Below are 17838 nucleotides of genomic sequence, written 5' to 3'. Positions count from 1 at the left end.
CCAGGTCACGGAGTCGATGGGCGGGGTGGTTTTGACGGCCACAAAGTCGGAGCCGTACTCCTGCTCGCGGCCCGTGCGGATGCGCAGGCGCACCTTCGTGCCGGTGGCCAGCGCCAGACTGGCCGAGCGGTAGGTGCCGGGCTGAGCCTCGTTCAAGGGGTAGCGCCGCCCGCCCTCTTCCTCGATGTAGACGCTGGCCTTGGCCTCGGCCGGCGCGGCGCCCTTGTTTTGCAGCGCCACGGTGCGCGTGAGGCGGATGCTGGTGACGCCGGCCGCGTTGATGCTGCCGTCCACGACCAGGAAGCTGCTCGGGTTGGCAATGACGTCCGGCGCGTATTTATCTACGCACCCCGCCAGCAGGGCCCACAGCAGTAAGGCCCCCAGACGGATAGATAAAGTAGCCATTAGAACCTGGGTAAGAATAAACTAGAATTCCCAAAGATAACCGGAAACCCGTCATTCCAAGGGTCTGTTTACCGGGTGGCCTACCCCCGGCGCGGCTAGAGTGATTACGCAAAAACCAGCGCTTAAACAACTTTCCTTTCCCGGCCACCAATGGTAACTTTACCCTAGTAAATCCTGAATTATGAAGGCTGATTGCTGCATTAGTAGTCGGCCGGGAATTTGTACTTCAGCATTCCGAATTTCAGCCTTCCCCTCCGCCATGCCCGTCTTCTCGCACCTGCACTCCCACACCCAGTACTCTTTGCTTGATGGCCAGGCCAGCATTTCGGCCCTGATGAAGAAGGCCCAGGCCGACGGGATGCCGGCCGTAGCCCTCACCGACCACGGCAACATGTTCGGGGCGTTCAACTTCGTGGCCGAGGCCAACAAGTACAACGTGAAGCCGATTGTGGGCTGCGAGTTCTACATGGTCGAGGACCGCCACAAAAAGACCTTCAGCCGCGAAAAGGGCGAGCGGGACAAGCGTTACCACCAGCTCTTGCTGGCCAAGGACCAGGCCGGCTACCACAACCTCTCCAAGCTCTGCTCGATGAGCTTTATCGAGGGCGTGTACTCAAAGTTTCCGCGCATCGATAAGGAGCTGCTGCTTAAGTACCACGAGGGCCTGATTGCCACCTCCTGCTGCATCGGGGCCGAAATTCCCCAGGCCATCCTGTTTCAGGGCGAGGCCCAGGCTGAGGAGCTGCTCAAGTGGTGGCTCGACGTGTTCGAGGACGACTACTACATCGAAATTCAGCGCCACGGGCTGATGAACTTCGACGGCACCGGCAAAAGCCAGGAGGACGTGAACCAGGTGCTGCTGGGCCTGGCCAAGAAGTACAACGTGAAGGTGATTTGCACCAACGACTCGCACTACGTCGAGCAGACCGACTTCGCGCCCCACGACATTCTGCTCTGCGTGAACACCGGCGAGGAGCACAGCATCCCGGTCGGCGACTTCCAGACCCAGTATTTCCGCCTGATTTCCCAGGACAACAAGGTTCACTACGACCACCTCGACAACCTGCGCCACCTTTCGGGACAGGATGCCCACATCCGCCGCCAGCTCCAGCGCATCGACGAGGAAGCCCAGAGCCCCCGGCCCCGGGCCCGCTTCGGCTTCGCCAACGACCAGTTCTACTTTAAGAACCAGGCGGAGATGAACGCCCTGTTCGCCGACGTGCCCGAAAGCGTGGACAACACGAACGAAATCGTGGATAAAATCACGCCGCCCAAGCTTCAGCGTGATATTCTGCTCCCCAACTTCCCCCTGCCTCCCGAACACCCCACCGCCGACGCCTTTTTGCGCCACCTCACCTTCAAGGGGGCCTTCGAGGGAGCTAAAGCCCGCTACTCGGAGCGGACTCCGGAAATTGAGGAGCGCCTGGACTACGAACTGCGCGTGATTGAAACCATGGGCTTCGCCGGCTACTTCCTCATCACCCAGGACTTTATCAACCACGGCCGCAACAAAGGCGTGGCCATCGGGCCCGGCCGGGGCTCGGCGGCGGGCTCAGCAGTGGCCTACTGCATCGGCATCACCAACATCGACCCGATTAAGTACTCGCTGCTGTTCGAGCGTTTCCTGAACCCGGAGCGGGTGTCCATGCCCGATATCGACATCGACTTCGACGACGTGAACCGCCAGCGCGTCATCGACTACGTGGTGGATAAGTACGGCAAAACCCAGGTGGCCCAGATTATCACTTTCGGCACCATGGCCGCCAAATCGTCGATTAAGGACGTGTCGCGGGCCATGGAGCTACCCCTGCCCATTGCCAACGACCTGGTGAAGATGGTGCCCGACCAGGTGGGTACGACCCTGGAAAAGGCCTTCGCCGAAAATCCTGAGCTCGACTACATCCTCCGCGACGAGGCCCCCGACAACCTGCGCGGGCAGATTCTGCGCCTGGCCCGCAAGCTCGAAGGCTCGGTGCGCAACACCGGTATCCACGCCGCCGGCGTCATCATCGCGCCCGACGACATCACCAAGTACATTCCGGTTTCGACGTCGAAAGACTCGGACCTGCTCATCACCCAGTTCGACGGCAAGGTCATCGAAAGCGCGGGGATGCTCAAAATGGACTTTCTGGGGCTGAAAACCCTGACCATCATCGTCGATGCCATCAACCTGATCGAGAAAAACCACGGCGTCAAAATCGACATCGACGACATTCCGATTGACGACCCCAAAACCTACGAGCTCTACCAGCGCGGCGACACCATCGGCACGTTCCAGTTCGAGAGCGAGGGCATGCGCATGTACCTCAAGGACCTCAAGCCGACCAACATCGAGGACCTGATTGCCATGAACGCCCTGTACCGGCCGGGCCCGATGCAGTTCATTCCGAACTTCATCAACCGCAAGCACGGCCGTGAGACGGTAGACTACCCCCACGAGCTGCTGGAGCCCATCCTGAACTACTCCCAGGGCATCATGGTGTACCAGGAACAGATCATGCAGACGGCCCAGATTCTGGCCGGCTACTCCCTGGGCGGCGCCGACCTCTTGCGCCGGGCCATGGGTAAGAAGGACATGAAGAAGATGGCCCTGGAGCGGGAGAAATTCTGCGAAGGCGCCGAGAAGCTGCATGGCATCAAGGCCAAGAAAGCCAACGAGGTATTCGACGTGATGGAGAAGTTTGCGGCCTACGGCTTCAACCGCTCCCACTCCGCCGCCTACTCCGTCGTGGCCTACCAGACCGGCTACCTCAAGGCCCATTACCCCGCTGAGTACATGGCCGCCGTGCTCACCAACAACATGGGCGACATCAAGAAGGTCACGTTCTTCATCGAGGAAGCCCGCAAGCAGGGCGTGGCCGTGCTCGGCCCCGACGTGAACGAATCCATCCTGAAGTTCAACGTCAACGCCCAGGGCCAGATTCGCTTCGGCATGGCTGCCATGAAGGGTTCGGGCGAGGCCGCGGTGGAGGAAATCGTGCAGGAGCGCGACAAAAACGGGCCTTACGCCGACATTTTCGACTTTGCCCGGCGCGTGAACCTGCGGGCCGTGAACAAGAAAACCTTCGAGAGCATGGCCCAGGCCGGCGCCTTCGATTCGTTCGACCGTTACCACCGCCGCCAGTTTTTGGAAGCGCCCGGCGGCGACCAGAACCTCATCGAAAAGGCCATGAAGGTGGGCCAGCAGCACCAGGCGGCCAAGGAATCGGCCCAGCAGAGTTTGTTCGGCGGCGGGGGCGGCGAAATGGCCATCCCGATGCCCAAGATTCAGGACCTGGAGCCCTGGAGCCCCACCGAGAAGCTGCGCCGGGAAAAGGAAATCGTGGGCTTCTACCTCTCGGGCCACCCCTTGGACGACTTCAAGCTCGAAATTGATTCCTACTGCACCTGCGGGCTGGATAAGATTGAGAACTACAAAAACCGCGACGTGACCGTGGCCGGCCTGATTTCCAACGTGCTCTTCAAGACCACCAAGACCGGCCAGCCCTTCGTCTCGTTCAACGTGGAAGACTACGACTCCTCGCTGAACCTGGCCCTGTTCCGCGACGACTACACCAAGTTTTCGAGCATCATCAACCCCCGCAACTACGACAAGGAGCAGGTACCGCCCATGTTCATCCGCGGCAAGTACGCCCAGCGCTTCCGCGACTCCGACCAGTTCGAGTTTAAGATCATGACCATGGAGCCCCTGTTCAACGTGGCCGAAAAGCTGGCCAACGGCGTGCGGGTGCAGCTGGATTTGCGCACCATCACCGAACCCTTTATGGACCGCTTTATGGAAGCCGTGGAAGGCTGCGCGGGCTCCAAGAAGCTCGAAATCAAGTTCGCCGAGCCCCACGAGCACCTCGCCGTGGATACCTACTCCCGCCGCTACCGCATCGAGCCCAAGGAGTTTATCCGCCAGATGCGCGCCATGGACATCGACGCTTGCCAGCTGATATAGACTGGTAGAGGTAATAGAACGTCATTCCGAGCATTCTGCGCTTCAAGCAGAGACCGAGGAATCTCGCGTGCTGTCGTTGCCAAAGTAACCGTCATGCTGAGCCCCGCGAAGCATCTCTACCGCAATGCTATTCATTTGTCATTGCAGTAAAGATGCTTCGCGGGGCTCAGCATGACGTTCTTTTTTAGGCAGATTCAGCAGCTCGAAAATAAACTTTCATTTTTTATTGAAAGTTTAAAATCTTCTTCTACATTTGAACCATGCAACTCGACGAAGCCAAGCGCAAATTTACCGAAGGCTGGGGCACCCTGGGCTCAGCCTGGGGCGTAAGCCGGACGATGGCGCAGGTGCACGCCCTGCTGCTGGTGTCGCCCGCGGCGCTGAGCACTGAGGACATCATGGACCAGTTGCAGATTTCGCGGGGCAACGTGAACATGAATGTGCGCGCCCTCATGGACTGGGGCATCGTGCGCAAGGAGCTCCGGCCCGGGGAGCGGCGGGAGTTTTTCTCGGCCGAAAAGGACATTCACAAAGTGGCCACGCTCATTCTCAAGGAACGCCGCAAACGGGAACTGGAGCCCATTATGCGGGTGCTGGGCGAAATCAGCCAGGTGGAGCCCGCGCCGGCCAACTCGCCCGAGGAAATTGCGGCCTTCAACCAGATGGTCGGCAGCATCCAGAGCTTCGCCAATTTTGCCGACCGGGCTGCCTCCACCCTCATCAAAGCCGATGAGAACTGGTTCCTGAGCACCTTCATGAAGTTGATGCGCCCGGGTTCGTAGCAGCTTTTTTTTGCTTACTATGTTTCAATTTTTATTGAAAGTTCTATACAAATAAACATGCTCAATATTTCGATATGGACTCCGCAGCCGCCTTTTTCTCTCGCCTTTCCAACTTTCTGATCATGCATAGTCACGCCAACAGCCAGCCCAAGTTTGTTCTTGCCGGCGGCACCAGCTTCCTGGGCCGGCACCTGCAACGCTACTTCGAGCAGCTCAACTACCGCGTTATTGTGCTCAGCCGCGCCCGGCGGATGGCGCCTAATCACGTGGCCTGGGATGGCCGGACCCTCGGGCCCTGGGCTGCGGAGCTGGAAAATGCTGTGGCGCTGATCAACCTGGCGGGCCGCTCCGTCGACTGCCGCTACACTGAGGCCAACCAGCGCGAAATCCTGACCAGCCGCCTCGACAGCACCCGAGTACTGGGCCAGGCCGTAGCTCGGTGCCACACCCCGCCCCTGGTCTGGCTGAATTCCTCCACCGCTACCATATATGACGACACCCGCGCCGACGCGCCGGCCAATACCGAGGCCCGGGGGCTGCTGGGCCGGGGATTTTCCGTGCGCGTGGCTACGGCCTGGGAAGAGGCTTTCCGGGCCGCCAAGGCGCCCCGCACCCGCAAGGTGGCCCTGCGCACTTCCATCGTGCTCGGGACCGACGGCGGGGCCTTTCCGGTGCTCACCAAGCTAGCCAAGCTAGGCTTATGCACCCCGCAGGGCGGCGGCGACCAGTGGGTCAGCTGGCTGCACATCGACGACTTCTGCCGGGCCGTGGAGTTTCTGGCCTTCCAAACCACGGAAAGCGGGGCCTTCAACGTGTGCGCCCCGGTGCCCCTGCCCAACCGCGACTTCAACGCCCTGCTGGCCCAGCGATTCCGGCCCTGGCTGCGGCTACCTCAGCCCCGGTGGCTGCTTGAACTCGGGGCCTTCGCGCTGCGCACCGAAACCGAGCTGATTCTGAAAAGCCGCAAGGTGGTGCCCGCGCGCCTGCTGGAGCTGGGTTTCCAGTTTAGCTACCCCACTGCCGCCCAGGCCGTGGCGGCCCTGACCCACGCCTAACCCCCTGCTGACTCACCCCTAAATATTTCTTTTTTCACCTTCCAACCCCTTACCGCCATGAACTACTATCTGCTCGTGTACGCCGTCTACCTGCTGGTTTCCGTGCTGCTGACCATCTGGGTGGCCCGCACGCTGTTCACCAACGGCCGCACTTTCCTCATCGACATCTTCCACGGCAACGAAGCCCTGGCCGATTCCGTGAACAAGCTACTGCTGACGGGCTTCTACTTAATCAACATCGGGTATGCCACCTTGTACCTGCGCAGTCAAGATGACATTCACAGCTACCAGCAAACCGTGGAGACGCTCAGCATCAAGCTCGGCACGATCATCCTGATTCTGGGGGCCATGCACTTCTTCAACCTCTACGTGTTCTACAAGCTCCGCAGCCGCGCCAAGGCCGAAGCCCGCACCCTGGACTACGTGCTGGATAAATAGCGCCGTCCCCGCCAACTCGCTGAGTCAGAACCGGGCTGTGCCACTCTGTCGGTTTGAACTTTCCGGCCCGCGTCTTGTTGAACTCGCAATCTGCTACCTTGCGGCCCCAATGCTCGTAAGCAGCTGGATAACTCAACACACAAACCCCCTACTATTATGGGACACAAAGCCATCGAAATCACCGATGCTAATTTCGACCAGATCATCAATTCTGATAAGCCCGTGCTCGTGGATTTCTGGGCCGAGTGGTGCGGCCCCTGCCGCATGGTGGGCCCGGTAGTAGAAGAGCTGGCCGGCGAGTACGAAGGCCGCGTCGTTATCGGCAAAGTCGACGTCGACTCCAACCCCCAGACTTCCGCCAAGTTCGGCATCCGCAGCATCCCGACCCTGCTCGTGTTCAAGAACGGCCAAGTGGTCGACAAGCAAGTGGGTGCTGTGCCGAAGCACGTACTGGCCCAGAAGCTCGACGCCCAGGTTACGGCCTAAGCATAGCGCTTGACAACACTAAAAAGCCCCGTTCCAGCGCTGGAACGGGGCTTTTTAGTGTTGGGCCGCCGGGGCGGGTTAGTAGGTTTCGTCGGGGTTGCCGGCCCAAGCCTCCGTGGGCGGACTCTGGGTGGCTTTCACACCCCCGAAAATCTTGAAGTTGGGCGCAAACAGGATGGGCAGCGTGTAGGTCATGGCCGTGGGCACGTTGTACTCCCGGCCCGGCCGGAACGCCGGCAGGGAGCCCACCACGCGTCGGGCCTCGGTATCCACTTCCGCCGACACGCCCCGAATCACGCGCACCTGCCCCACCCGGCCGTCTTCCCCCACCGTGTACGACACGTACACCTTGCCGGTGATGTTCTTGCGCCGGGCCGCCTTGGGGTACACCGTGTTGCGGGCTAGGTACTGGAGCAGAGCCGCCTCGCCGCCGGGAAACTGGGCCGGCTGCCGCCGGTGGGGCAAATCGTGGTATGCCGAGCCGTCGGCATTGAAAAACGTCAGACTCAGGCTGCGGCCCCGGTCGAGGTGCTCAATGGCGCTGGGCTGGCCCGTATCGTAGTAGTAGCGCCACTCCCCGTGCTGCCGGCCGGCCACGTACTCCCCGCGGGAGCGTTTCTGGCCATTGCGGTGCACGCTCAGCCAGCGGCCTACCCGCTGCCCATCGGCATACTCCCCGCGCTGGCTCACGTGCCCATCCTCGTACCACGACACGTACACGCCGTCGGCCTCGTCGTCGAGGTAGTGGACCTGTCCCGCCTTAGCACCGTTGGGATGATACCAGGTCAGTAGGCCGTTGCGCACGGGCGGCTCAATGGACGAGAGCGTGCCGCGCAGCAGCAACGTGCCAGTGAGCGAGTATTCGCGCATGGCGTAGCCGCTTTCCCCCTGCCGGTCGACCAGGCGGTAGTGAGTGGCGCTGTCGGGTACGGTTTCCTCGTCGTGGGCATTGAGGTAAACAGCCGGCATGGTTTGCCCGAATCCGGTGGAAACAAGAGCCAGTAGCAACGACAACGCAACGACGCAGGCTTTCATGGGGCGCTAGAGCAAGTGGGGTCAGTCTAGGAAAGATACATACTTACCCTATTTCCCCCAAAACCGGGCAAGCTCATATCAGGAAAAATACTATATTTCATTAGTATAATAGGCTGGCGGCCAAAGCCTGGCCCGCGGCATGGTCTCACCCCACTCCACTTTTTGCGCATGAAACGTCTCTTTGCCATTCTGTCCTTGGCCGGCCTGCTCACCTCCGCCGCGCTGGCCCAAACTTCCCCCGCCGCCACCACGACGACAACTCACCAGCAGTCGGCAGTCTTGACCCGCTCCCGAGTCACCACGCCGCCCACTGCGGCCCGCACCACCATGACCAAGTCGGCCACTACCACTAGCAGCGCCAAGCTCAAGGCCGATGGCACGCCGGACCGGCGCTACAAGGAAAACAAAACGACTTCGGCCAGCACCACCGTGACGGGCCCGCTCAAAAAAGACGGCACAGCTGACATGCGCTACAAAACCAACAAAACCACTACCACGGCCAAAACGCGGACCACCAAGTAGCGGTAGTCCCGCCGGGGCGGGCACGCAAAAGCCCTCTTCTGCAACCAGAGGAGGGCTTTCGTATGCTTTGAAGCTTGAGCTATAGGTGCGCCGGCCAGGATAGCAGAGCGGCTTTACAGGAGCTGGATGGGGCGGTTAAGCGTTTCTTCGAGCGAGATGAGCGTTTCGGTGCGCTCAATGCCCTCGATTAGCTGCACCCGGTCGTGGAGAACGTCGCGCAGGTGCTGGGTGTCGCGGCAGACGAGGCGGGCAAAGACGCCGTAGTTGCCGGTGGTGAAATGAATGCTGACCACCTCCGGAATTTCCCGCAGCTGCTCGGCCACGCTATTGTAGACGGAGCTCTTAAGCAGGTAGATACCCAGAAAGGCGTTAACGCCGTAGCCGAGCTTCTGGTAGTCCATTTTCAGGGTGGCTCCCTTCACAATTCCCAGTTCCTCGAGCCGGGCCATGCGCACGTGCACCGTCCCGCCCGACACGTGCACCTTACGGGCTATTTCCGTGTAGGGGATTTTGGCATCTTCAATGAGAAGCGCCAGAATTTTCCGGTCGGTGTCATCAAGTTCGTAATTACGAGCCATTTTTTAGTTCTTTGTTTGCCTATATTTGAAAAATAGGCGTATCAAATTAAAAAGAATGCAATTTATGCCCTGTTCCAATGAAGATATTTTATTTCTACGCCTCAAATATTACATTTGTCATAATCCGATGCAAACGGCGTTGGGCTTCTCCTGTAGAATGATGAAACTGGCAGATGCGGCTTCCTCTCGCGAAGGTGGTAAATCGGAAAAACTGGCCTGACGGCCAGTTGCCCGCACCAGGAAGAATCGAACCCTTCTGCTACAGCTTTGAGTGGATAATGTGAGGAGGGAAAAACGGGAACGTATCTGGGTGGGTACGTTCTTATTGCTGAGTGGCTGTATCTGGGTGGGTACAGCGCCTCTATAAGAGGCTGCATCTGGGTGGGTGCAGCCTTTTTTAGTGCCCTTGTCGTTCTGCCTCAGTAAACCGTTCACGGGTCTGCCCTCAGATCTGATTTTGCGCAAAGAACGCCATTTTTCGGGCAAGTATTGTGAATTCAGCCGCCCAGGTTCCACCAGGCGGCTTTCTTTGCGGCAAATATTCTGCTTGCGCCCCCGCCCTTACCGGGGCGTTTGCACGGCCAGCGGGCTGCCCTGCTGCTGATATTGGCGCAGGCCCGCATCCAGAAATTTCAGGAATTCCTCCACCGACGGCTCGTAGGCCAGCGGCGTTACTAGGGGCTTACCGGCCGGGTCTTCGGGGTCGAGCAGCACGTAGTAGGGCTGGGCATTGACGCCGTAGCGGGTGACTTGCAAATCGGCGTTCTGCTTGCCCAAGGTAGTTTTGAGCTGCTGGTCGCGGGGCGACGTGTACCACTCGTTCTTGGGCAGCTCGGCCTTGTCGTCGACGTAGAGGGCCACTACCACGTATTTGTCGCGCAGGCGCTCCAGCACCTGCGGGTCGCTCCAGACGGTGGCTTCCATCTTGCGGCAGTTGACGCAGGCGTGGCCAGTGAAGTCGATGAAGATAGGTTTGTGCTGGGCTTTGGCGCAGCGCTTGGCCTGCTCCAGGTCGAAGTAGCCCGGCAGCTGGTGGGGCAGCTCCAGAAACTCACCGTAGCGCGGCGTTTCGCAGAGCGTGCTCCGGGCCGGCACGGCCGCGGCGGCCGTGCCATTCAGTGAAAAGTCGTGGTTGCTCTGCGGGGGCAGGTAGCCGGCCAGCAGGGGCAGCGGGGCCCCAAACAAGCCCGGAATCAGATACACCATGAAGCCGAAGGCCAGCACGGCCATCAGCAGGCGCCCCACGCTGAGGTGGCTCAGGTCGCTGTCGTGGGAAAGCTTGTACTTGCCCAGCAGGTACATGCCCAGCAGGCCGGAAAGCGTAATCCAGAGCACGATATACAGGTCGCGGGGCAGCAGGTTCCAGTGGTAGGCCAAATCGGCCATACTCAGGAATTTCAGCGCCAGCATCAGCTCAATAAAGCCCAGCACCACTTTCACGGTGTTGAGCCAGCCGCCAGAGCGGGGCAGCCCCTTCAGCCAGGAAGGGAAAATGGCGAACAGGGTGAAGGGCAGCGCAAAGGCCAGCGAAAAGCCGAACATGCCCACGACGGGCATAATAGTTTGGCCCCGGGCGGCCAGCCCCAGCACCGTGGCCACGATGGGTCCGGTGCAGGAAAACGACACTAGCACCAGCGTGAAAGCCATGAAGAACACCCCCAGCCAGCCGCCTTTGTCGGCCTGGGCATCAGCTTTATTGACTAGAGCGTGGGGCAGAGTAATTTCGAATAAGCCCAGAAACGACAGGCCGAAGACCACGAAGACGGCGAAGAAAATCAGGTTGGGCAGCCAGTGCGTGGCCATGAAGTTGGGCCCGTCCTCACCCAGCAGCCGGGCCACGATTACGCCGATGATAGTGTAGATCAAAATAATCGACAGACCGTAGACCAATGCCTTTAAGATGCCCTGGCGGCGGTTGTCGGAGCTACCCGTGAAAAAGGACACGGTCATGGGCACCATCGGAAATACGCAGGGCGTAATCAGCGCGGCTAGTCCGGAGAGAAAAGCCAGGAAGCCAAAGCTCCACAGCCCCCCGCTTTCGGGCGCGGCGGGGGCTGCTGCTATAGCCGGCGCGGCAACGGCCGCCGTAGCCGGGCCAGCCGTGGTAGCTGCGCCCGGGGTCGCCGCCGGGGTAGTAGCAGCCGCAGCAGTATCGATAGGAGTTGCGGCCACCGCGGGGCCAGTAGTAGCGGCGGGCGAGGCCGCCACCTGGGCCGGGGTCGTGCCGGGGTCGGCCGGGGCCGGCGTTACGGCGCCAGTGGCCTTGGCCGCCGGGGCCACGGCGGTACCAGTGGCCTCGATGGGCCCGAAGCTCAGCGCGTCGGAGCCGGGTACGCAGCGGCCGTCCACGTCGGTGCAGGTCTGGTAGTCGGCGGTGGCCTTGATAGTCAGCGTCCCGGGCTGTAGCACGCGGATGCGCTGGCGGATCTGGCCGGTTTTCTCGAAGTAGGTGATGTCACCCTTAAAAACGTCGTCAAACTTTTTCTTGGTCCCCACCGACTTGGGCGCGCCCACTACCTCGTAGGCGGGGCTGGGCACGAAGCTGAACGTGAACACCGTTGGGCCCAAGTCGGGGTCGAAGTCGGTGGCGTACAGGTGCCAGTTCGGGTCGATGCGGGCCGTCACGACCAGCTCCAGCTCCTCCCCCACCTTTACCGCCGACTTACTGGTCGAGGCGCTGAGCTTGGTGGGAGTCAGAACCTGGGCCCAGCTGCCCCCGGCCAGCAGCAGGAGGAAGACAAGCAAACCTGTTATTGAAAGAGCACGCATGGAGCAGCGAAAGGTCAATGAGAAAGTTGGCAAGCAACAAAGTACGGCAGGAAGTGTCACAAACTTATGACACATATAGTTTCCCGCCGGTGAACCAGGGGCCCTGGGCGGGCCGGCAGCGCCTATTTCTGACTCGTTTCTAACTCGGCCGGAACTGCTTGGGCGAAATCCCGTACTTTTGAGACACAAAGGGAGCTGTGCCGTCCGAGCCGAAGCTTCCGCACCTATGGCCTTAAAGATATTACTCACCGTTCTGCTCGTTTTGCTGAACGGATTTTTCGTGGCAGCCGAATTTGCATTCGTCAAAGTCCGCATATCTCAGATCGACATCAAGGCGCAGAGCGGCAACCGCCTGGCCAAGCTCGTGCAGAGCATGCTCCATGATCTGAACTACTACCTCTCGGCCACCCAGCTCGGCATCACGCTGGCCTCCCTGGCCCTGGGTTGGATCGGGGAAAGTGTGGTGGCGGAGGTCGTCATGGCCATCATTGCCAAGTTCAACATTACGCTGGCTCCCGCAACGGTGCACACTGTGGCGCTCGTTACCTCGTTCACGCTCATTACCATGCTGCACATTGTGCTCGGGGAGCAGGCGCCCAAGGTGCTGGCTATTCAAAAGCCCGAAAGCATGAGCATGGCCATTGCCATTCCCCTGCGGGCCTTCGCCTTCATTACCTATCCGTTTATCGTGCTGCTCAACTCGCTGTCGAACTTGGTGGCGGGCTGGTTTGGCGGGCAGGTCACGCACGGCTCCGAGGCCCATTCCGCCGACGAGCTGCGCCTGCTGCTCGACCAAAGCAAACAGAGCGGGGAAATCCAGGACTCGGAGCACGAGCTGATTGAGAACGTGTTCCAATTCAATGACCGGATGGTGAAGCAGATTATGGTGCCCCGCACCAAAATTGCCGCCATCGACGTGAATGCGCCCCAGGAGCAGGTGCTCGAAACTGTGTACAGTGAGGGCTACTCCCGGGTGCCGGTCTACGAAGACAACATCGACAACATTGTCGGGATTCTCTACGTGAAGGATCTGCTGCAAATCATTCGTCGTAACGAGCCCATCGTGCTGTCGAAGATTATGCGCTCGGCTTACTTCGTACCCGAAACCAAGAAGATTAACCGCCTGCTGCGCCAGTTTCAGCGCAAGCACATGCACATTGCCATCGTCTCCGATGAGTTTGGCGGCGTGTCGGGCATCGTGACCATCGAAGACATTATCGAGGAACTCGTCGGCGAAATTCAGGACGAGTACGACAACGAGGTGCCGGTGGTGGAAAAGATTTCGGACACCGAATACCGCGTCAATACGTCTACCCCGATTCAGGACGCCAACGAGTATTTGCCCTACCCCCTGCCCGAGGGCGGCGACTACGAAACCGTGGGCGGACTGCTGAACGTGATTTACGGCAGCATCCCGGAAGTCGGCGACGTGGCCGTGCTCGACAACTACGAGTTCCGGGTGCTCAAACGCTCCCGCCGGGTGGTGGAGTTGGTGCAGATGCGCGTCACGAACCCGCAGGAGCGCGCTGCCGCCGCCGACGAAGCCCTGAATATGTAGGCTCGAATTGTGCTCCAAAAAAGCCTCGCCGGACTACTCCGGCGGGGCATTTTTGTGCGCTAAAAATGCGGGGCACCGCACCGACCGGTTAACTTTTGCGTCGGCAGCAATCAGGGCTTCAGCCAGCCGGCGTACATCACGTAGTTGTCGGCGGTACGGCGCAGGTTGGCGCGCTGCTCCTCCGTGACGGGCTTGATTTTGCGGGCCGGAATGCCCGCGTACAGGTAGCCGGGCTCACAAACTGTGTTTTCGAGTACCACCGCGCCGGCCGCAATAATGCAGCCCTCTCCCACCACGGCCTGATCCATTACAATGGCACCCATCCCAATAAGCACTTCGTCCTCGACGGTGCAGCCGTGCACGATGGCCTTGTGGCCGATGCTGACCCGGGAGCCAATGGTAGTGGCCGCCTTCTGGTAGGTGCAGTGCAGCACGGCCCCATCCTGGATGTTGGTTTTGTCGCCGATGCGGATGCGGTTCACGTCGCCGCGGATAACGGCGTTGAACCACACGGTGCAGTCGGCGCCCAACACCACGTCCCCGACGAGCGTGGCATTATCGGCCAGAAAGCAGTTGGCTCCGAACTGGGGCATGATTCCGTGAACGGGCAGCAAAAGGGCAGGCATAGCGGCAGGATAAAGCAGTGAGCGGGTTTGCAAAGAACGCCTAATATTAGAATCTGATTTATCCCTACTCGCTTTATGGCTTATTCCGCTAGCTCCACCGCCGCCGCTTCCAATTTACCGCCCCTGTTCGTTGAGCGCCAGGACTTCTGGCGGCCGTGGTGGTGGCTGGCCCTGCCGCTGCCGGCCATTATCAGCCTGAGCTTCTTTCTCGGGCTGCGCCGACTGCCCAGCCCGGCGGGTGTCAACGACGTGGTACTCATCGTCCCGACGCTGCTCACGGTTGGCGTTTTTGCCCTGCTCCGGCTCGAAACCCGGCTCGACGCCGCGGGCATTTCGTACCGGTTTTTCCCGCTGAGCCGGCAGCGGCTAGCTTGGGCCGACGTGCAGCGGGCGGAGGTGCGGCAGTATTCTCCCCTGGGCGAGTACGGGGGCTGGGGTATCCGGGGCCTCTCGGGCGCCAACCGGGCCTACAACGTGGCGGGCGCCTACGGCTTGCAGCTCACGCTGCGCAACGGGCACCGCCTGCTGCTCGGCACCCAGCAGCCCGACGCTCTGCGGGCCGTATTAGCGAACTTACCGGCCGGCACAATCGGCTAGCGCGCCAGCATCCGCTTCCAGGTGCCTTTGCTCAGGTTATATTTCAGCGTGCTGGGCAGGGCCTGCCAGAAGTACTTATTGATTTCCACGGCAAAGCTCGGCTGCATGTAGCAGTTGATGGTGCAGCCCTCGCACTGGGGCAGGCGCCCTTCCAGCGCCACCAGCCGCCCGACTTCCGGGGAGTGGTAGAGATCAAACAGCTGGCCATTAATGGGAAATTTCTGCTCGCCGAGGTGGTAGCAGGGCAGCACCAGCTCGTTGGAGGGCGAAATAACCAGCGTGGTGCTGGCAGCCCGGCACACGGGCGCCGCCACGTGGTTGCCGCCGTCTTTGCGCAGCTGAATAAACGCCTCGTTCAAATACACGCCCTTGCGCTTGCCGAAAGCCGACAGATAGTCGAGCTCCGCCGCGGTGAGCTGCTCGCCGGCATCCACGGCGTTGTACTCGAAGGCCGGGTTCAGAATCAGCACCAGGCCGTTGGGCTGGGCAATGTCGCGGTACACGGCTTCCAGGTCGTGCAGGTTTTCGCGGAACACCGTGAACAGGATATCCGGCCGTTCCCCCAGCTCCTTGGCTACCCGGATGCTTTCGAGCACGAAATCGTAGCAGGCCACGCCCCGGCCCTTGTCGTGCACTTCCTTTTCGGAGGCGTCGAGGCTGAAGTGCAGCATGTCCACTTTGCCGCGCAGCTTTTCGGCGTACTTCGGGTAGAGCAGGCAGTTGGTGGTGAGCGTGGTGATGAAGCCCATATCGTGGGCCAGGCCCACAAACTCGTGAATCTGCCGGTGCAGCAGCGGCTCCCCGCCGGTGAAGTCGACCACGCTCACGCCCAGCTTTTTCAGGTCGCGCAGGTTCTGCTCCACGTCGGCCAGCTGAATGTAGGGCGAGGGTTTTTCCCAAATGTCGCAGAATGAGCAGCGCGCATTGCACCGGTAGGTGACGTAGTAATTGCACAGAACCGGATGTCGAACGAGGCGCATAGGATTGTAAAGGTAGACAACAACAAGCGGCCCGGCAGCGCCGGCCCATACCATGCAACCAGCCGGCACGTTAACGGCTCGTAGTACTACAGCCCGCTAACCCGTCCGCCATGATTTCTGCAAAAACCATCCTCGCCAGTGTACTCGCCACCAGCCTGCTCACGGGCTGCGACCGGGAAAAAGATGCTCCCGCTCCTTCCCAGGACTATCTGGTGTTTGGCTGGTACCACGGGTTTTGCCGCGGGGAAAGCTGCATTGAGATTTTCAAGATTGACAAAGCGGCCCGGCAACTCTACGAAGACCGTAAAGATGGCTACCCCAGCTCGGAGGCTCCCTACGACGGTCGGTACGAGTTGCTGCCGGCCACCCAGTACGCTCAGGTGCGGCAGTTGCCCCAGCAAGTGCCGGCCCAGCTGCTAACCCAGCCGGTTGGCATCATCGGCCAGCACGACTTCACCGACGGCGGCGGCTATTACGTGGAGATAAATGAAAATGGGCAGCGAAAGTTTTGGCTAATTGACCGACAGAAGGAAAATATTCCCACTTACCTCTACCCCTTCGTCGATGAGCTGGCCGCCAAAATCAACGCGCTGCAATAACCTGCCGCTCCCACCACTGGCCTAGTGCAGCAGCACGCCCCAGCTTTTTTCCCAGCGTCGGGGCGTAGCAGCCAGCGCTTCAGCCGTGGGGGCTCCGTAGTGCTCAAAATAGTAGTTGCACAAGCTTTTCAGGGGGCAGCGCGCGCAGTCGGGCTTGGTGAAAAAGCAGATGTGCTGCCCGTGCCAGTAGTTGTGCTTGTGAAAGTTGAGCAGCACCACGGGGTCTTTGGGCAGTTGGGCCAGCAGCACCTGGTGGGCTTTTTCCACCGACGTTTTCGGTCCGATCATGCCCACGCGCTGGGCCACCCGGTGCACGTGCGTATCGACGGGCAGCACGGGCTTCTGAAAGTTGAACAGCAGCACCAATGAGGCAGTCTTGAGGCCGATGCCAGGCATGGCGGTGAGCCACTCCAAGCCTTTCTCCACCTGCCAGTTCGCCAGAAAGTCCAGCGTGAAGGCGCCCTGCTCGGCCTTGATGCGGGCCAGAATTTCCTGGATGCGCGGGGCCTGGGTGTCGGGCCAGCGGGTGGTGCGGATGGCGTGGGCCAGGGCACCGACGGGCGCGGCCAGCACGCCCTCCCAGTCACCAAACTCTGTCAGCATCCGGTCGTAGGCCATCTCTTCGTCGGCGTGCGTGGTGCGGTGCGAAAGCAGCGTCGAAATAAGCTCGCGCATGGGCGGACGGCGCGGCTCCAGCGGCAGAGGGCCGTAAAACTCGTGCAGAATCACGTGGTTCTGCCAGGTTTTCTGCTCCGGCGTTAGCGTAGTGGCATCGGTGGTCATGTCCGGGTGTACCACGGCGGCCGGCACTGGGTTACGCTGCGGCTCAGATTCGCACCGGCCCGGGCCCAGGTATTGCCACAAAAAAAGGCGGCCCCGGAAGGGAGCCGCCTTTTTTAATTAGGCCCGGAAGTTTAGATGGTGCCTTTCTCAGCAGCCTTCTTCAGCTTTTCGTTGGCGTAGATGGCAACTTCCACGCGACGGTTGGCGATACGGCCAGCCTCGGTCGAGTTGTCGGCTACGGGCTGCTTCGAGCCGTAGCCCGTCACGGTGAAGCGCGAAGCGTCAACGCCCTGCCCCTGGGCATAATTGGCTACGGCCTGGGCCCGACGCTGCGACAGAGGGTCATTGATGGCGTCCGAGCCGCTGGTGTCGGTGTGGCCTTCTACCAGCACGTTGGTGTCGTTGTACTTGATCAGAGTCTTAGCCAGCTCAGCAATGTTGTCCTGGGCCTGGGCGGTCAGGGCAGCCGAGTTCTTGGCGAACAGCAGGCCCGAGTCGAAGGTGATTTTGATGCCTTCCCCGACGCGCTCCACGCGGGCACCGGCCATTTCCTTCTTCAGCTCAGCAGCCTGCTTGTCCATGCGACGGCCGATGAGGGCACCAGCGCCACCACCGACGGCCGCCCCGATGATAGCACCACCGGCGGTGCTGTTTTTGCCGCCAATCACGCGGCCCAGCACGC

17 protein-coding genes are annotated in these 17838 nt (G+C 60.5%); 9 read left to right on the top strand and 8 right to left on the bottom strand.

The genetic code is table 11. From position 1 onward, the window contains the following. Window positions 1–405, bottom strand: a 405-nt coding sequence (locus EWM57_RS19700; protein WP_129923026.1) for a DUF4249 domain-containing protein, incomplete at its 3' end; no start/stop codon positions are given. Between the two features lie 259 nt (window positions 406–664). On the opposite strand from EWM57_RS19700, the gene dnaE reads away from it, so the two are divergent. From dnaE to trxA, 5 genes are all read left to right on the top strand, one after another. Next, window positions 665–4348, top strand: coding sequence for a DNA polymerase III subunit alpha (gene dnaE / locus EWM57_RS19695; RefSeq protein WP_129923025.1), 3684 nt, complete (start codon window positions 665–667; stop codon window positions 4346–4348). Between the two features lie 260 nt (window positions 4349–4608). After that, the gene (locus tag EWM57_RS19690) at window positions 4609–5130 is read left to right on the top strand and encodes a GbsR/MarR family transcriptional regulator (RefSeq protein ID WP_129923024.1); all 522 of its coding nucleotides are present in this window, start codon (window positions 4609–4611) and stop codon (window positions 5128–5130) included. 122 nt (window positions 5131–5252) lie between these two features. Beyond that, a complete protein-coding gene (locus EWM57_RS19685; protein WP_129923023.1) occupies window positions 5253–6185 on the top strand; it encodes a TIGR01777 family oxidoreductase in 933 nt (310 codons plus the stop codon). A 57-nt stretch (window positions 6186–6242) separates the two neighbouring features. Further along, entirely contained in the window at window positions 6243–6623 is a 381-nt protein-coding gene (locus EWM57_RS19680) for a hypothetical protein (protein ID WP_129923022.1), read from the top strand. Window positions 6624–6779: 156 nt separating this feature from the next. Next, on the top strand, window positions 6780–7109 hold the full coding sequence (gene trxA, locus EWM57_RS19675) for a thioredoxin (RefSeq protein ID WP_073106571.1): 330 nt from the start codon (window positions 6780–6782) through the stop codon (window positions 7107–7109). A gap of 78 nt (window positions 7110–7187) precedes the next feature. Here the strand turns inward: trxA and EWM57_RS19670 are convergent, their stop codons facing one another. After that, window positions 7188–8144 (bottom strand): energy transducer TonB, encoded by a 957-nt coding sequence (locus tag EWM57_RS19670; RefSeq protein ID WP_129923021.1) that lies wholly within the window; start codon window positions 8142–8144, stop codon window positions 7188–7190. Between the two features lie 168 nt (window positions 8145–8312). On the opposite strand from EWM57_RS19670, the gene EWM57_RS19665 reads away from it, so the two are divergent. Then, window positions 8313–8666 carry a hypothetical protein gene (locus EWM57_RS19665; protein WP_129923020.1) on the top strand — a complete coding sequence of 118 codons (354 nt, stop codon included), beginning with the start codon at window positions 8313–8315 and terminating at the stop codon, window positions 8664–8666. 113 nt (window positions 8667–8779) lie between these two features. On the opposite strand, the gene EWM57_RS19660 is transcribed toward EWM57_RS19665, so the two are convergent. Together EWM57_RS19660 and EWM57_RS19655 are read right to left on the bottom strand one after the other, a co-directional pair. Next, window positions 8780–9244, bottom strand: coding sequence for an AsnC family transcriptional regulator (locus tag EWM57_RS19660; protein WP_129923019.1), 465 nt, complete (start codon window positions 9242–9244; stop codon window positions 8780–8782). A gap of 561 nt (window positions 9245–9805) precedes the next feature. Continuing rightward, window positions 9806–11989, bottom strand: coding sequence for a protein-disulfide reductase DsbD family protein (locus EWM57_RS19655; RefSeq protein WP_317128212.1), 2184 nt, complete (start codon window positions 11987–11989; stop codon window positions 9806–9808). A 250-nt stretch (window positions 11990–12239) separates the two neighbouring features. Between EWM57_RS19655 and EWM57_RS19650 the strand changes: the two genes are divergently transcribed. Then, on the top strand, window positions 12240–13571 hold the full coding sequence (locus EWM57_RS19650) for a hemolysin family protein (protein WP_129923017.1): 1332 nt from the start codon (window positions 12240–12242) through the stop codon (window positions 13569–13571). A gap of 110 nt (window positions 13572–13681) precedes the next feature. Here EWM57_RS19650 and EWM57_RS19645 read toward each other — a convergent pair whose 3' ends face one another. Next, a complete protein-coding gene (locus EWM57_RS19645) occupies window positions 13682–14197 on the bottom strand; it encodes a gamma carbonic anhydrase family protein (protein ID WP_129923016.1) in 516 nt (171 codons plus the stop codon). Between the two features lie 75 nt (window positions 14198–14272). Between EWM57_RS19645 and EWM57_RS19640 the strand changes: the two genes are divergently transcribed. Further along, window positions 14273–14794: a hypothetical protein gene (locus tag EWM57_RS19640; RefSeq protein WP_129923015.1), complete on the top strand. Its 522-nt coding sequence runs from the start codon at window positions 14273–14275 to the stop codon at window positions 14792–14794. Here EWM57_RS19640 and EWM57_RS19635 read toward each other — a convergent pair. Continuing rightward, entirely contained in the window at window positions 14791–15774 is a 984-nt protein-coding gene (locus EWM57_RS19635) for a radical SAM protein (RefSeq protein ID WP_129923014.1), read from the bottom strand. The two genes, EWM57_RS19640 and EWM57_RS19635, sit on opposite strands and share 4 nt — an antisense overlap. A 110-nt stretch (window positions 15775–15884) precedes the next feature. On the opposite strand from EWM57_RS19635, the gene EWM57_RS19630 reads away from it, so the two are divergent. Then, on the top strand, window positions 15885–16373 hold the full coding sequence (locus EWM57_RS19630; RefSeq protein WP_129923013.1) for a hypothetical protein: 489 nt from the start codon (window positions 15885–15887) through the stop codon (window positions 16371–16373). Window positions 16374–16394: 21 nt separating this feature from the next. Here the strand turns inward: EWM57_RS19630 and EWM57_RS19625 are convergent, their stop codons facing one another. Together EWM57_RS19625 and EWM57_RS19620 are read right to left on the bottom strand one after the other, a co-directional pair. Beyond that, entirely contained in the window at window positions 16395–17171 is a 777-nt protein-coding gene (locus EWM57_RS19625; protein WP_242510152.1) for an endonuclease III domain-containing protein, read from the bottom strand. Window positions 17172–17287: 116 nt separating this feature from the next. Continuing rightward, the coding region (locus EWM57_RS19620) for an OmpA family protein (RefSeq protein ID WP_129923012.1) at window positions 17288–17838 on the bottom strand (551 nt) is incomplete at its 5' end.

It is taken from the genome of Hymenobacter persicinus (assembly GCF_004167665.1).
Taxonomy (GTDB): domain Bacteria; phylum Bacteroidota; class Bacteroidia; order Cytophagales; family Hymenobacteraceae; genus Hymenobacter; species Hymenobacter persicinus.
The sequence above is the reverse complement of the archived record's forward strand: the minus strand, read 5'-3'. Positions and strand labels throughout refer to the sequence as shown.

Excerpts from the sequence above, each read along its gene's own strand:
- dnaE (WP_129923025.1), top strand. The coding sequence starts at position 665 with ATGCCCGTCTTCTCGCACCTGCACTCCCACACCCAGTACTCTTTGCTT.
- EWM57_RS19690 (WP_129923024.1), top strand. The coding sequence starts at position 4,609 with ATGCAACTCGACGAAGCCAAGCGCAAATTTACCGAAGGCTGGGGCACC.
- EWM57_RS19685 (WP_129923023.1), top strand. The coding sequence starts at position 5,253 with ATGCATAGTCACGCCAACAGCCAGCCCAAGTTTGTTCTTGCCGGCGGC.
- EWM57_RS19680 (WP_129923022.1), top strand. The coding sequence starts at position 6,243 with ATGAACTACTATCTGCTCGTGTACGCCGTCTACCTGCTGGTTTCCGTG.
- trxA (WP_073106571.1), top strand. The coding sequence starts at position 6,780 with ATGGGACACAAAGCCATCGAAATCACCGATGCTAATTTCGACCAGATC.
- EWM57_RS19670 (WP_129923021.1), bottom strand. The coding sequence starts at position 8,144 with ATGAAAGCCTGCGTCGTTGCGTTGTCGTTGCTACTGGCTCTTGTTTCC.
- EWM57_RS19665 (WP_129923020.1), top strand. The coding sequence starts at position 8,313 with ATGAAACGTCTCTTTGCCATTCTGTCCTTGGCCGGCCTGCTCACCTCC.
- EWM57_RS19660 (WP_129923019.1), bottom strand. The coding sequence starts at position 9,244 with ATGGCTCGTAATTACGAACTTGATGACACCGACCGGAAAATTCTGGCG.
- EWM57_RS19650 (WP_129923017.1), top strand. The coding sequence starts at position 12,240 with ATGGCCTTAAAGATATTACTCACCGTTCTGCTCGTTTTGCTGAACGGA.
- EWM57_RS19645 (WP_129923016.1), bottom strand. The coding sequence starts at position 14,197 with ATGCCTGCCCTTTTGCTGCCCGTTCACGGAATCATGCCCCAGTTCGGA.
- EWM57_RS19640 (WP_129923015.1), top strand. The coding sequence starts at position 14,273 with ATGGCTTATTCCGCTAGCTCCACCGCCGCCGCTTCCAATTTACCGCCC.
- EWM57_RS19635 (WP_129923014.1), bottom strand. The coding sequence starts at position 15,774 with ATGCGCCTCGTTCGACATCCGGTTCTGTGCAATTACTACGTCACCTAC.
- EWM57_RS19630 (WP_129923013.1), top strand. The coding sequence starts at position 15,885 with ATGATTTCTGCAAAAACCATCCTCGCCAGTGTACTCGCCACCAGCCTG.